The sequence below is a fragment of the Winogradskyella sp. genome, assembly GCF_016744625.1.
In the GTDB taxonomy this organism is placed as follows: domain Bacteria; phylum Bacteroidota; class Bacteroidia; order Flavobacteriales; family Flavobacteriaceae; genus Winogradskyella.
The window spans coordinates 75,805-89,735 of record NZ_JADGDZ010000006.1 but is presented as its reverse complement, the minus strand read 5'-3'; the positions used below and the strand labels follow the sequence as shown (position 1 = coordinate 89,735).

The 13,931-nt window shown below is 29.4% G+C and carries 14 protein-coding genes; 11 read left to right on the top strand and 3 right to left on the bottom strand.

Annotation, left to right across the window (positions count from 1 at the left end; all coding sequences use genetic code 11):
• The 5 genes from QZZ53_RS02825 to QZZ53_RS02805 all read left to right on the top strand — a co-directional run.
• On the top strand, positions 1-910 hold a 910-nt coding region (locus QZZ53_RS02825), incomplete at its 5' end, for a nucleotidyltransferase domain-containing protein (RefSeq protein WP_296381242.1).
• Entirely contained in the window at positions 903-2,366 is a 1,464-nt protein-coding gene (locus tag QZZ53_RS02820; RefSeq protein WP_296381239.1) for a radical SAM protein, read from the top strand. The genes QZZ53_RS02825 and QZZ53_RS02820, both read left to right, overlap by 8 nt.
• On the top strand, positions 2,359-3,141 hold the full coding sequence (locus tag QZZ53_RS02815) for a class I SAM-dependent methyltransferase (RefSeq protein ID WP_296381238.1): 783 nt from the start codon (positions 2,359-2,361) through the stop codon (positions 3,139-3,141). The genes QZZ53_RS02820 and QZZ53_RS02815 overlap by 8 nt, the downstream gene beginning before the upstream one ends.
• A complete protein-coding gene (locus QZZ53_RS02810) occupies positions 3,141-4,529 on the top strand; it encodes a radical SAM protein (RefSeq protein WP_296381236.1) in 1,389 nt (462 codons plus the stop codon). The genes QZZ53_RS02815 and QZZ53_RS02810 overlap by 1 nt, the downstream gene beginning before the upstream one ends.
• Complete coding sequence (locus QZZ53_RS02805; protein WP_296381234.1) at positions 4,529-5,272, top strand: class I SAM-dependent methyltransferase; 744 nt, start codon at positions 4,529-4,531, stop codon at positions 5,270-5,272. The genes QZZ53_RS02810 and QZZ53_RS02805 overlap by 1 nt, the downstream gene beginning before the upstream one ends.
• Here the strand turns inward: QZZ53_RS02805 and QZZ53_RS02800 are convergent.
• Positions 5,265-6,005, bottom strand: a complete 741-nt coding sequence (locus QZZ53_RS02800; RefSeq protein WP_296381231.1) for a glycosyltransferase family 2 protein — start codon at positions 6,003-6,005, stop codon at positions 5,265-5,267. The genes QZZ53_RS02805 and QZZ53_RS02800 overlap by 8 nt on opposite strands.
• Positions 6,006-6,101: 96 nt before the next feature.
• On the opposite strand from QZZ53_RS02800, the gene QZZ53_RS02795 reads away from it, so the two are divergent.
• From QZZ53_RS02795 to QZZ53_RS02770, 6 genes are read left to right on the top strand one after another with little or no spacing between them, the layout of a single operon-like run.
• Positions 6,102-7,538: a glycosyltransferase family 39 protein gene (locus QZZ53_RS02795; RefSeq protein WP_296381229.1), complete on the top strand. Its 1,437-nt coding sequence runs from the start codon at positions 6,102-6,104 to the stop codon at positions 7,536-7,538.
• A gap of 2 nt (positions 7,539-7,540) precedes the next feature.
• Complete coding sequence (locus QZZ53_RS02790; protein WP_296381227.1) at positions 7,541-8,527, top strand: polysaccharide deacetylase family protein; 987 nt, start codon at positions 7,541-7,543, stop codon at positions 8,525-8,527.
• A gap of 2 nt (positions 8,528-8,529) precedes the next feature.
• Positions 8,530-9,462, top strand: a complete 933-nt coding sequence (locus QZZ53_RS02785; RefSeq protein ID WP_296381225.1) for a GNAT family N-acetyltransferase — start codon at positions 8,530-8,532, stop codon at positions 9,460-9,462.
• Position 9,463: 1 nt separating this feature from the next.
• Positions 9,464-10,297 (top strand): FkbM family methyltransferase, encoded by an 834-nt coding sequence (locus QZZ53_RS02780; protein WP_296381223.1) that lies wholly within the window; start codon positions 9,464-9,466, stop codon positions 10,295-10,297.
• A gap of 7 nt (positions 10,298-10,304) precedes the next feature.
• Positions 10,305-11,354, top strand: coding sequence for a glycosyltransferase (locus QZZ53_RS02775; RefSeq protein WP_296381221.1), 1,050 nt, complete (start codon positions 10,305-10,307; stop codon positions 11,352-11,354).
• A complete protein-coding gene (locus QZZ53_RS02770) occupies positions 11,347-12,495 on the top strand; it encodes a hypothetical protein (RefSeq protein ID WP_296381219.1) in 1,149 nt (382 codons plus the stop codon). The genes QZZ53_RS02775 and QZZ53_RS02770 overlap by 8 nt, the downstream gene beginning before the upstream one ends.
• 1 nt (position 12,496) lies before the next feature.
• Here the strand turns inward: QZZ53_RS02770 and QZZ53_RS02765 are convergent, their stop codons facing one another.
• Positions 12,497-13,330: a 2OG-Fe(II) oxygenase gene (locus tag QZZ53_RS02765; protein WP_296381217.1), complete on the bottom strand. Its 834-nt coding sequence runs from the start codon at positions 13,328-13,330 to the stop codon at positions 12,497-12,499.
• Positions 13,327-13,931: hypothetical protein (locus QZZ53_RS02760; protein WP_296381215.1), on the bottom strand; the 605-nt coding region annotated here is incomplete at its 5' end. The genes QZZ53_RS02765 and QZZ53_RS02760, both read right to left, overlap by 4 nt.

Sequence of the window (13,931 nt, the reverse complement as noted above, 5' to 3'; positions counted from 1 at the left end):
GTTAATGAACGCTTTAAAAGTCATAATATACTTTTCCATTTTTAAATACCCTTTAACCAAAGAGGAAGTCTTTTCGTTTTCTTCGGATAATAGTATTGAAGATACCGAACTACAACTAAAAAAGTTAATTGAAAATAATATTGTTTATAAGTTTGGCAACTATTATTCAGATATTAATGATGAAACATTAGTAGAAAGACGACTCAGCGGAAATAAAATGGCAAATGACATTATGCCTAAAGCATTAAAAAGAGCCAAATTGATAATGTTTTTCCCATATGTTGAATCGGTATCTATCTCAGGTGCGTTAGCTAAAGGCTATCATGATAATGATGGTGACATCGATTTCTTTATTATTACAAAGCCAAAACATTTATGGTTAGCAAGAACACTTTTAGTTGCCTATAAAAAGTTGTTTTTACTAAATTCAAAAAAGTACTTCTGTGTTAATTATTTTATTAGCTCTGACCGCTTAAAAATTGCTGAACAAAATAAGTTTACAGCAACAGAATTAGTGACACTTATACCAATATATGGTAAAACTGTTTTTAATGAGTTTGTCGCAGAAAATAGTTGGGCTCTTGACTTTTATCCAAACAAAACTATAAATACAAAACTACTTTCTGAAGGTTTTAAAAAACCGTTTTGGAGTAACTCTTTAGAAGTTTTATTCAATAATAAATTGGGGTATAACCTAAATAATTATTTCAAAAAAGTAACATTGAGAAAGTGGAAATCTAAGTTTAAACACCTTAAGGAAAAGGACTTTGAAATCGCCATGAAATCCACTAACGATGTTTCTAAACATCATCCACAAGATTTTCAATCTAAGGTTATAGTTTCTCTAAATGAGCGCTACGATGATAAAAACAAAGCATTTAATCTTAACCTAACCATGGAAAATGCTTGATGTTGTATTCTCTCATTCATATTACTACAAATTTGACTCTAAACAATGGAGCAACAAAACACCATATCCTCCTTTAGGAACTCTATATGCTGCATCTTATTTAAGAGAACACAACTATAAAGTTGGCGTTTTTGATGCTAATCTTTTGGATGATCCTATTGAAATAAAACCGTATTTAGAAACTCATAAACCAAAAACATTTGTGCTCTATGACGATGGGTTTAATTATCTCACAAAGATGTGTCTAACCACAATGCGCGAAGCTGCATTTAAAATGATTAAAATTGCTAAAGAACTCAATTGCTCTGTCGTCGTTTGCAGTTCTGATTCTACTGATCATTTTGAAAAATATTTGAATGCTGGAGCTGATTTTGTGATTCAAGGAGAAGGAGAGATTACATTAAAAGCACTTGTCGATGCTATAGAAAACAAAAGTGACACTTCAGAAATTAAAGACTTAATTTTTAAGAAAGAAGATGAAATCATAAAGAATCCTAAACGTCCTGTTTTACGTGATTTAGATGAACTTCCATTACCTGCTTGGGACTTGATTGATATTGAACCTTACAAACAAATTTGGAAAAGCGGCGGAAATGAATTTACTATAAACATTGCCACAACACGTGGCTGCCCTTTTAAATGCAATTGGTGTGCAAAGCCTATTTATGGTAATCGCTACAATTCACATTCTCCAGAATATATTACAAAACATATCAAATACCTTTCAGAAACTTATGGCGTTAATCGGTTTTGGATGTGTGATGATATTTTTGGACTGAAGCCAAATTGGGTTCAAAGTTTTAATACAGAGCTTAAAAAAGAGCAGCTTTCTATTTCATATTATATTCAAAGTCGTGTTGATTTATTATTAAAAGAAGACACTATAGATGTCTTAGCTGAAAGTGGGTTAGAAGAAGTTTGGGTTGGTGCAGAAAGTGGTTCCCAAGCCATATTAGATGCAATGGATAAGGATACAACAGTAGAACAAATTTACGAAGCCACACATATATTAAAAGAAAAAGGTGTGCGCGTCGCATTCTTTATACAATTTGGTTATTTAGGTGAAACCAAAGAAGATATTGCAAAGACTGTTGCTATGATTAAAGAATTAGTGCCTGATAATTTGGGGGTTTCTGTTTCATACCCTCTACCTGGCACTAAGTTTTATGACAAAGTAAAAGATGACTTAAAACTAAAAGCTAACTGGACAGACTCTGATGATTTAGCCATGCTTTTTAAAGGCACTTATAGTTCTGCATTTTATAAAAAATTACAACGTTATGTTCATAAGGAATATAGGAAAAGTCAAGCCTTTCAAAATATTAAATCGCTTTTTAAAAATCCTTTGAAATTATCAAAGCAACAGTGGAGATCTATGTTTTTATTAGGCTATTATTTACCATCTGCTTTATTAGATAAAATTCAACTTAAAACCATGAAACCCAACAATGCCTAACGATTTTGATATTGCTTCTTCTAAATATGATACTACGTTTACATTTTCAAATATTGGTAAAGCACAACGTGGTATGGTTTTTAAATATCTCAATCCAATACTAAACCAAGGAAATAAACTTTCTATTTTAGAGTTAAATTGTGGTACAGGCGAAGATGCTATTCGTTTTGCCAAATTAAATCATGATATTTTTGCTACAGATATATCTGAAGGCATGATTAAAGTTGCCAAGACAAAAACTAATTTAAAGAATCTAATCTTTAAAAATCAGGATATAAATACTATAAATGAAAGAACATTCGACACAAAGTTTGATTTAATTTTTTCAAATTTTGGAGGTTTCAATTGTTTATCTAAAATTGAATTAGATCTTTTTTTTAAAACAGCGGCTAAACTATTGAATCCTAAAGGAAAAATAGTATTAGTCATTATGACTAAACACTGTCTATGGGAACGCTTATATTTTACTTTTAAAGGAAATTTAAAAAATGCTAAAAGACGTAAAACAACGGAAAGTATAGTCGCCAATGTCGAAGGAGTTGCTATTAAGGCCTGGTATTACAATCCTGAAGAAATCGTATCTTTAACTGCATCTCAATATGCCACAAACAATATTAAACCAATAGGATTAGCAATACCTCCATCTTATCTTGAAAATTCATTTTTAGCAAAAAAGCCATTCTTGCCAATTTTCAAAAGCATTGATGTTATAATTACTGGTTCATATTGGGCAAAATATGCGGATCATTTTTTAATTGAATTAACAAAGAAATAATGAGCATTGTACTTACGCACGCCTATTATCTTTACGAAGATGCTAAAGAGCGAGTTATAATGAAACCCTATCCTCCATTGGGTTTACTTTATATCTCTGGATATTTAAATGATCATAATGTTGAAAATCATCTTTACGATTCTACTTTTTTTTCAAAAAATCAACAACTTCAATTTATAGAAGCTAAGCAACCTAAAGCTGTTGCTATTTACACCAACTTAATGACAAAGATCAATGTTATTAAACTGATTAAAATTCTGAAAAACGATTCAAAATATGGATTTCCAAAACTCATTTTAGGTGGTCCTGACATTACCTATAATTGCAAAAACTATCTTAACACAGGAGTTGATTTTCTTATTATTGGAGAAGGTGAACAAACGACTCTAGAGCTTCACCAAGCCATAACTGCGAACAAAGATTATAGTACTATTTCTGGTATTGCTTATTTAGAAAACGGAAATGTAAAAAGAACTCCTCCTAGAGTAAAAATGAAAGATCTTTCGGAATTACCTCTCCCTAATAGAGCAGCAATTTCTATTGAAAAATATCTTGACATTTGGAAAAGCAATCATGGTAAAAGCTCTATGACGGTTAGTACACAGCGTGGTTGTCCTTATACTTGTAAATGGTGTAGTACAGCTGTTTATGGACAAAGTTATAGAAGACGACCTGCCGACTTAGTGGCTGAGGAATTATTGATGTTAAAAGACACTTATAATCCTGACAGCATTTGGTTTGTAGACGATGTATTTACGGTAAGTCATAAATGGTTAAAAAGCTTTCATGAAGAAGTGATTAAACAGAATGCCATTATTCCTTTTGAATGTATAACACGTGCGGAACGCTTAAACGATGAGATTTTACAGTTATTAAAAGAAGCTGGTTGTTACAGGATATGGATTGGTGCAGAAAGTGGTTCTCAAAAAATTATTGATGCTATGGATAGACGTGTCGATGTCGATGTGGTAAAAGAAGCCATTCAAAAGACTAATGCTTTAGGTATAGAAACTGGTACTTTTATCATGGTTGGTTATCCAGGTGAAGATGAAAATGATATTAATGAAACTATCACCTATTTAAAGGCTGCTAATCCATCCCATTTTACTATTACAGTGGCTTATCCTATTAAAGGCACATCACTTTATAACGAAATTGAAGATAAAATAACTACACAACCTAATTGGGAAACCTCAACAGATAGAGACATAGACTTTACGAGAACGTACTCTAGGAAATTCTATGATTACGCAGTGAGACGGATTGTAAATGAAGTCAACTATAACAAAGAAGTATTAAAGGGAAGCGATAAAAACTTACTCATTTCCGTTAAGCTAAAAACAAAATCTATTCTAGCTCAAACTGGAATGAAATTACACAAAAGGTAATGGGTTTTAACGTACATATAAAAAATAATGTCATTTATACTACTGAAGTTTCTAATTCGTTTTCGAATGTTTACATAAAAGTTAGAAAAAAAGAACAACGTATTCTTTCTGATATAGAAGTTGTATTATTACCACATTTAGGTTCTAAAGAATGGAGATTGCGAAAAAAATCTACTAATCGCTTTTTAGCATATCTCACTTCAAAAAAAACATCTCAAAAAATACTAGATATTGGTTGTGGGAATGGATGGTTTAGTAATGCCATGGCTCAAGTCTCTGAAAAAAATAAAGTTACAGGCTTAGATATAAATATTGAAGAGTTAGAACAAGCTGCTCGTGTATTTAAAAAAGAAAATTTACAGTTTATATATGCTGATATTTTTAAAGTCGAAGAAAAATTTGATCAACACTATGATATTATTACATTAAATGCAAGCATTCAATATTTTCCTGATTTAGAAATACTATTCAACATTCTAAAGACATTTTTAAGGTCAGATGGTGAGATTCATATTATTGACAGTCCTTTTTATGATAGCAATCAATTAACTGAAGCTAAAAAAAGAACTTCACACTACTACACTCAACTTGGTTTTCCTGATATGACAAACCTTTATTTTCATCATTCAAAAGATGATATATCAGAATTTAAAAAGTTATACACTTCTAAGAAAAGTTTAATTAGAAAATTATTAGGTAGAAAAGATTCTCCTTTTTCTTGGTATTGCTATACCTCTATTTAAATATTTTAAAAGACATCAGCTTCTTCTTTTGTAAAAAATATTGAAGAGAAACTTTCATAACACCTAAACCATAAGTAACACTTCTCTTAAAATTAATTGAAGAGCTTTCGTTAGAATATTTTGTTGGGCATGTAATTTCTGCAATCTCATAACCTTTATTAAAGATTTGACAGAGCATCTGATTGTCAAAAATAAAATCATCAGAGTTGTAATCTAACATTAAACTATTTAGCACCTCTTTAGAAAATGCTCTAAAACCTGTATGATACTCTGAAAGTTTTTGTCCGATCAAAATATTCTGAAATAGAGTTAAAAACCGATTAGCAATGTACTTATACAATGGCATACCTCCATTTAACGCTCCATTACCTAAAATTCTAGATCCTAAAACCACAGGATATACATCATTAGCAATTAAATAAGCCATAGAATGTATAAGTTTTGGTGTATACTGATAGTCTGGATGTAACATTATTATAACATCCGCATTTAACTCTAAAGCTTTTTTATAACAGCTTTTTTGATTAGCTCCATAACCTTTATTCTCATCATGATAAACAAGATGTTTTATGCCAAGTTCTTTAGCTACTTCTAGCGTTTTATCTATGCTATAGTCGTCAACTAAAACCACATCATCTACGATATCAAATGGGATTTCCTGATATGTTTTTTTTAGTGTTTTCGATGCATTGTAAGCAGGTAATATAACAACTATTTTATTTTGATTAATCATATTTACCTTATGGGATATTCAGTCTAAAAATCGGAAGAATTTTTCTTTCAGGTCAATTTAAGAACTATATTTATATACACAAAATAATCTTACATATTGAAATTATTAAAACATTGGATTTCTTCCTATTCTAATATTCTTTTATTAGTGATTCCACTACTTACAATATTAGTTTTAAGAGTTTTAGGTTTTGACGGACTTTATGGTCAAGATGGTTATGAGTATTTCAAATATACTGAAGCAATTAAAGATTATGCTTTAGGAGGTGATCATCCTGGTAAATTTTACTGGCCAGTTTTTTATCCATTAATTGGTGGTTTTTTAGGATTCATTTTTAATAACACCATATTAGGATTACAAATATTAAGTAGTATCAGTTTATCTGTCTCTTGTATTTATAGTTTAAAAGCAATAAAATTACTATATCCAAAACAACAATTTGCATCGATTTATATATTGATTTTCGGGCTTTTCTGTCCTTATTTATTTAAAATAGGATTAGTTGTAATGTCTGATGCAACTTCAATGATGTTTGTTGTTCTATGCCTCTATTACTTTTTAAAATCCTATAAAGAACAAACATCATTAGTTTTTGTTTTTTTCTTTGCTACTTGTGCAGTTATGACAAGGTATGCTGCTTTAGTCATCGTTTTCCCTCTAATAAGTTATGGGCTATATTTAGTACTTAAACGAAAAGCCATAAGCCAATTTTTAGTTGCCATCCTTATAAGTAGTATAGCTATTCTTCCTTTTGTATTATTACAATGGGATGCCTTATTTAAAGCAGGTTCAAACTATTTTCTTAATTCATGGTCTGTAACTAATTTTTTCAAATCTAGTTATACCACAATAGATGGTTTACAATCCTATTTTTTACCTAATATACTTTATACACTATATGTGTTTTTGCATCCTGGCTTTATTTTTATAGGCATTTTTTTATGCTTTTTTACAATTAAAAAGTATAAATCATTTAATCACTTTTCGTGGAAAATCACAGAGCTATGTATACTGTTATACTTAATTTTTATGGCAGGTATTCCATTTCAAAATCCTAGAATATTAGGCTTAGTGTTCCCATTTGTATTGATATTGCTTTATCATTCATATGAAGAACTATTAAAGGTAAAATGGTTGAAAACATATTATATTCCGTTTATAATCTCAGCAATATTATTTCAGCTTTTCTTATTTAATAGAACCTTTTCTAGTATCTATAAAAGAAATACTTTAGAGAATGAAATTGTAAACTTAGTAAAGCCCTATCAAGGTCAAAAATTATATAGTTTTGATGTAGATATTGCACTAAAAGGAAGAGGATTGAATTTTGAATATAAAAATATGTTTTTTGAAATATATAACGATTTTAAAGAGGCAGACTTAGTATTATTTAATCCAAACAAATTCAGCAAACAGTGGAATGATAAAAATCCTATGTTAAATTGGGAATATCTCAAAGACAATTATCGTATGAAATCTATTGAAGATGGACCTGATGGATGGAAATTATATAAAATTCAAAACAAAAAATAAATATGCTTTGGATACGCATAAAATATAAGATTAGCTTATTATATCTCACTTTAGCTTTAAAGCTAGGTTTATGTAAAATATTACTTAAAAATAGATATGGTGAACGAATTTTAGTATTTCATGGAATTGATTCTGTTGGTGAGACCAAGTATAATAGTCGTTTTATTTCTAAATCTTTTTTTGAAGAATTTATAGTTTTCATAACTGCTAATTACAATGTCATTACTTTAGAGGACTTTTACGAAAAGAGGTTTAAAAAAGGAACATTAAATATTGCTTTAACCTTTGATGATGGTTATTTAAACAACTATAAATATGCATTACCAATATTAGAAAAGTATAATGTACCTGCGAATTTTTATATTACAACCATTTATGAAAAAACATCTTATTTATGGGCAGATTTTTTAGACTTAGTGTCCTTTCACACCTCAAAAAAGGAGATTGTTTTTGAAGAAAAGAAATACATAAAAAACACCAAGAATGAATTTGTTAATAATGGTACTTCATTAAAAAACGAATTAAAACGCTTGCCTTACAAAAAGATAAAATTGATTTATGAGCTTTTTGAAGATGATTGGCAGGCTTTACCAACTGAAGCATTAAGTGATTATTGGGAGTTAATGAATGCTTCTCAAATAAAGCATATTGCAGATCATTCATTATTCACTATTGGCTCTCATGCAATAACTCACGTCAATTTAACAACTATTAATATTGAAGATGCAAAACACGAGATTTTAAAAAGTAAAAAACTCTTAGAAACTATCTGTGATAAAACCATTAATGAATTTGCTTTTCCGTTCGGTTATTATACAAAACAATTAGCGGATTATTGTTTAGATATAGGTTATAAGAAAGTACTTTTAGTTGATTATAATTCAGAGTCACATAAAGACAATGAAACTTTTAAAAATCGTTTTGTAATGAATCCATATATTTCATTAAAACTTCAACTTGCGTATTTATTAAAAGGCTCATATTTTTAATTATGTCATATACAATCGCACCACTTTCACTAGAAAATATAAAAGATTTAGCATACTTATACAAAAAAGTATTTGGCAATAATTATACTATAGATATTATAAAACAAAAATATGACACGTCTTATCTTGATCTGTCTCATTTTGGCCATATAGCATATAACAAAATGCAACCTATAGCATTTCATGGTGCAATACCAGTACTTATGGAACACAATGGTAATTATGAAATTGCTGCCCAATATGGTGATGCTATGACGTTACCAAAATATACTGGTAACGGATTATTTACCGAACTAGGCAAGTTAACTGACAACCAATTAAAAAAAGCAAATGTTAAGTTTGTTTGGGGTTTTCCTAATCAGAATTCGGAGTATGGTTATTTAAACAAACTAGATTGGCAATACGTGGACCGAATGCAAGGTTTTAAAATTAAAACAGGAATGCTTGCTGTAGAAAAAGTTACTCGAAAACTTAACTTTACTAATCAATTATACGAGTCTCATATCTTAAAAGTCTTTAAAAACTATACAACAGACACTAAAATAAAAGGCAGTGTATACAATGAGAAAGATATTGTTTCTACATGTAGAAATGAAGATTTCTATAATTATAAGTCGTTCGCAAATAATTTTACAATTGCCATAAATGGCGTTCTATTTTGGGTGAAAATTAAAAATGGCCTTTTAATTGGTGATATTGAAACACCTTCTGAACAACATTTTTATGATAGTCTTAATCAATTGAAAAATATTGCAGCAAAAAATGGTATTGGTGAAATTATTTTTCAAACATCTCCAAACACACAAATCACGGATCTTTTAAAAAATAAAGTTGACGAGTGTTTTGAATCTTGGGTTGTTGGATACAAAAGTTTTATATCTAATTTTCCGTTAGAAAAATTGAAATTAACCTTTGGTGACCTAGACACGTTTTAAAATGGATATTAAACTACGAAAAACAGAATTTAAGATTAGCGTTGGAGAGAATATAGACGCATGGAACTATATTAATTCTGGGCTTTGGGAACCGCATTCATTTAATATTTTTGATGCCTTTATAAATACGAATGACACCATCCTAGATATAGGCTCATGGAGTGGTGTATTAAGTTTATATGCTGCCAATAAAGTGAAAAAAGTATATGCTATAGATCCAGATCCTGTATGTTTTAAGGAATTAGAAGTCAACATTAAACTTAATTCTAATCTGGTTGATAAAATTTCTGCTCATAATGTCGCCATTTCAGACAAAAAAGAAACCCTTCATCTTTATGCACGAGAAGCCTACGGAAAATCGTCTAGTAGTATTTTAAGCCGAAAAAGAGATAACTTAAAATCTCTTCAAATTGAAACAGTAACGTTATTAAATTTTCTCAAACAAGAAAAAATAGAACATGTACATTTTATAAAAATGGATGTTGAAGGAGCTGAATTTAAAATTTTGCCGAATATTAAAAAAGCTTTAGAGGAAATGAGCTATCCTACGTTGTATATCTCTTTTCATTATGATTATTTAAATGAGCATTTATACGGCAAATATGTAAATTCAAAATTGCTGAATAAATTACTTTTAAAACTAGAAAAAAGCTTAGGCTTTTCAATATTCAAAAAAAGAATTAAAAGACAAATAAGTCACCTTTTTGATGACTTATTACAATACAAGTACATTTATACAAGTCAAGGTGAATTAATAGAAAACATGTATTTAAAGCAACATCCTGAATGTATTAAAGAATACGATTTAGTGTTTACTAATAAGAAATGGAAATAGACGAAATTTGAAGACGTTAAAGCCACATATAATTTTTTTAACACCCGGATTTGCTGAATCTGAAAAAGATTCTGCAACAATACCAGCATTACAAGTTTATCTAAAAGCATTGCAAAAAGCAAAACCAGAAATTAAAATGACTTTAATCGCATTTCAGTTTCCTTTTAGTAACGAAAATTACATTTGGAATGACATAAACATTATTCCCATAAATGGTAGAAACAGACGTGTAAAAAAACTATGGGTCTGGAAAAAAGCATTCCTTACACTCAATAAGTTACACAAAGAAAACCCAATAATTGCCATACATAGTTTTTGGATAGGCGAATGCTCATTAATTGGATCACGATTTTCTAAACAACATAATATTAAACATATTGTCACAGCTATGGGACAAGATGCTAATCTTGGTAATAGACACATTAAATCCATAGAAAGTCACAATACCCAAGTCGTAACATTATCTAAAAATCAGCACTCTAGTTTACTCGAAAATTATAATATAAATTCTGAAATCATTCCATGGTTTTTAGATGACGTATCTTTTTCAGAATTGAAAGCATCTACAATAGATATCCTAGCTGTTGGGTCTTTAAATAAGGTGAAAAATTATGAGCTGTTTATTTCAATAATTGCTTCTCTTATAAAAACGCACTCTCATATAAAGGTCGAAATAATTGGAGAAGGTATTGAGCAAAAAAAAACAGAAAATAAAATAGCATTATTAGGCTTAACAAAAGCAATTACTTTAGTTGGCAAACTAGACAGAAAAAAGGTGATTGAAAAGATGATGCAATCTGACATTTTATTGCATACAAGTAATTATGAGTCTTTTGGTTTTGTGTTTTTAGAAGCCTTGTCTACAGGAATGAAAATAGTATCTAAAAATGTTGGTATCGCAGATGAGAATAATGAGAAGTGGGCTGTATGTAATACAGAAATAGAAATGATTGAAAGTTGTACCAAATTTTTAGATTCAACAACTAAAAAAGAACGCGTCATATTAAACTCAAAAGAGTTCACAATTTCAGCCTATTTAAAACTGTATAATGAGTAGATTATTAAAAATAGGAATAAATACTATTAGAGGTTTCTCTGGTCCTGCATTTAATTTTTTAATTGCATTATTTGGCATTAAGTTTTTTGGAAAACAAGATTGGGGTTTAATGATTAACGCATTACTCTGGATTTTTCTAATTGTCTTTATAATAAGTTGGGGAAACAGAGAATATCTTATTCGAACATTTAGTAAACAACCTTCAAGAATTTACCATTCATTTTATTCAAATTTTATTACTCGAAGCATTTTACTTCCCTTTGGGTTGGTCTTATTTTTATATTTCCCTTTTCCTATTGCTTTTTGGTCTATGGCATTAGTTATACTTATGCACACCTATAATGCCATGGATAGTTTAATTATTTACTATCAAAAATTTGGTGTACAATTAGCTGCAGAAGTGACTACGTCTATTATTATCATATCTAGTATTTTTTATCTCGATAATTTTAGCCTTGAGAGCTTTTTAAAACTTTACTGTCTTGCTTTTTCCTTGAAGATTGCGTTATTAGTTACAGTATTAAACTTTCATAAAAACCCTTTTTCTTTTCAACTATCTATAAAAGAATTTAAGGCTGGTTTTTGGTTTTTTACTTTAGGGTTTAGCGGTTGGTTAATATCAAAAATTGATATATATATTGTAGATTTTTATCTAACAAAATTGAAACTATCAGAATACCAATTATTAATTACTTCCTTTTTGATGCTTCAGGCTGTATCTGGATTTATAATAGTTCCTTTTACAAAACATTTATATAGATTACCTAAAAAAACCTATAAAAAAATTCAGAATAAATTATACATTCTAGCAATACCTATTGTTATACTCGGGGGTTTTTCAATCTGGATACTTATGGAACAGTTTGTTAAATTAAACCTTCAGCTTTGGTATTATATTTTAGGTACTCTAATGGCACTGCCATCATTTTTCTACACCTTAGAAATAATGCGCCTCATGAAAACGCATCAAGAGAAACAAATTATTGTAATAAATTGTTTTGGCTTTATAATAAGCACAACACTAATTTTATTTCTAATTAATGAATATCAAGCCTTAGGTGTATTACTAAGTGTTTGTATTACACAATGGTTATTACTTATTTTCTATAAATTGAATGCTAGAAAATCAAAAGCTAGTTAACCTATTTTTTTCGATTAAATACGTTTAAAATTTTACTCACTAAGTCATCGTTAATTCCTAAAACGCCTTTTAACCAACTATATAAAGCTATAAACTTCTTATCAACCCAAATTAATAACGCTTTATAGCCATCATTAGGCCTAGCTCTATAATTAGTTGCTCTTCTTTTAAAAGATCCTGATTTTTCTTCAGTAAAATAATATAATGCTATAGATTTCCTTGTTACATGATCTGGACAAATAATTGCATCTGGAAATCCATGATAAGAATCTTGGTTGGTATTAAATATTACTAAGCGATTAAATATCGGAGCAATACTTACCGCACATTTAGACATATCTTTTTCCCATAGTTCTAAGTTACCTCCATAAGATGCTTCCCAATCTTTATTTAAATAAACTAATACATTAACACGCCTTCTCCATCTTTTTTTATGAGGATGTACAGTGAAATCTGCATGAATATTTAAAAATCCACCATTTTCACTCTGATGTATACCTCCACCTTCAATTGTAGTATCTGGCAATAAGTTATTAATTCCAATAAGGTTTTCAAGATATTTAATGAATTCAGGTGAATTCATCTCCTTAATAATTCCATCACGAATAAATTCAGGAATTAGTTCAAGTTTATTAAGTCCATGTTTCTTTTCATTGACATGCACATAATGTATCCATCCATCATTTTCTATTTCAGGAAAAACCTCTAATGCTTTATTTGCAGCATTCTCTTCCATAAAATCATCAAATACTATATACGGAAAAGGTAAACTCTGCTGATACTTTTTCTTATCTGAATTTAACCTAGATTTCCATTTTTTATAATCAATTATCATTGCAAGTCTTTATCTAAAAATTCATCATAGGTAACATATATAACTCCATCACCTGGTAACCATTTACTGTAAGTATAGGTATCTATAATTGTATCGATAGGCTTTGGTTTAAACACTAAAGTATAAACAGGTTTTATGTTTTTCCACCATTTTTCTTCTGTTTCAGAAAAATGATGCCACATTACAAATTCTGCTCCTCCTTGAATCTTATAAGTCGGTATCTCAGCTTCTGCTAACTTATGTAATGCTTGCCAACGAACACGATTCCATGAGAGGTAATCATGGGTAGCACAAACCGAAAACGAAGTCATTAACACTAAAAATCCAATAGTTATATATCTAAAAACCTGTGTTAGTTCTATCTTATTATTAGCGATTAAAAACACAATAATTACGGGAAATAGTGGCAACAAATAACGGTCGTAAACACCAACAATTAAAAACGGAATACTATATATTATTAAAAATATTAAAGAAAAAACTGTGGAAGGAAATATCGCTTTTTTGACAACAATTGCTTTAAAAAAGGTATTTAATCTTATGAAAAAAGATACACTAGAAAAAATACCAATTGCAGTAACTATCCACCAAAATAACTGAG

What these genes read in the sequence shown, in the direction of transcription:
- QZZ53_RS02800 (WP_296381231.1), bottom strand. Translation starts at nt 6,005, where the DNA reads ATGATTAATCAAAATAAAATAGTTGTTATATTACCTGCTTACAATGCA.
- QZZ53_RS02765 (WP_296381217.1), bottom strand. Translation starts at nt 13,330, where the DNA reads ATGATAATTGATTATAAAAAATGGAAATCTAGGTTAAATTCAGATAAG.
- QZZ53_RS02780 (WP_296381223.1), top strand. Translation starts at nt 9,464, where the DNA reads ATGGATATTAAACTACGAAAAACAGAATTTAAGATTAGCGTTGGAGAG.
- QZZ53_RS02820 (WP_296381239.1), top strand. Translation starts at nt 903, where the DNA reads ATGCTTGATGTTGTATTCTCTCATTCATATTACTACAAATTTGACTCT.
- QZZ53_RS02810 (WP_296381236.1), top strand. Translation starts at nt 3,141, where the DNA reads ATGAGCATTGTACTTACGCACGCCTATTATCTTTACGAAGATGCTAAA.
- QZZ53_RS02770 (WP_296381219.1), top strand. Translation starts at nt 11,347, where the DNA reads ATGAGTAGATTATTAAAAATAGGAATAAATACTATTAGAGGTTTCTCT.
- QZZ53_RS02815 (WP_296381238.1), top strand. Translation starts at nt 2,359, where the DNA reads ATGCCTAACGATTTTGATATTGCTTCTTCTAAATATGATACTACGTTT.
- QZZ53_RS02805 (WP_296381234.1), top strand. Translation starts at nt 4,529, where the DNA reads ATGGGTTTTAACGTACATATAAAAAATAATGTCATTTATACTACTGAA.
- QZZ53_RS02785 (WP_296381225.1), top strand. Translation starts at nt 8,530, where the DNA reads ATGTCATATACAATCGCACCACTTTCACTAGAAAATATAAAAGATTTA.
- QZZ53_RS02790 (WP_296381227.1), top strand. Translation starts at nt 7,541, where the DNA reads ATGCTTTGGATACGCATAAAATATAAGATTAGCTTATTATATCTCACT.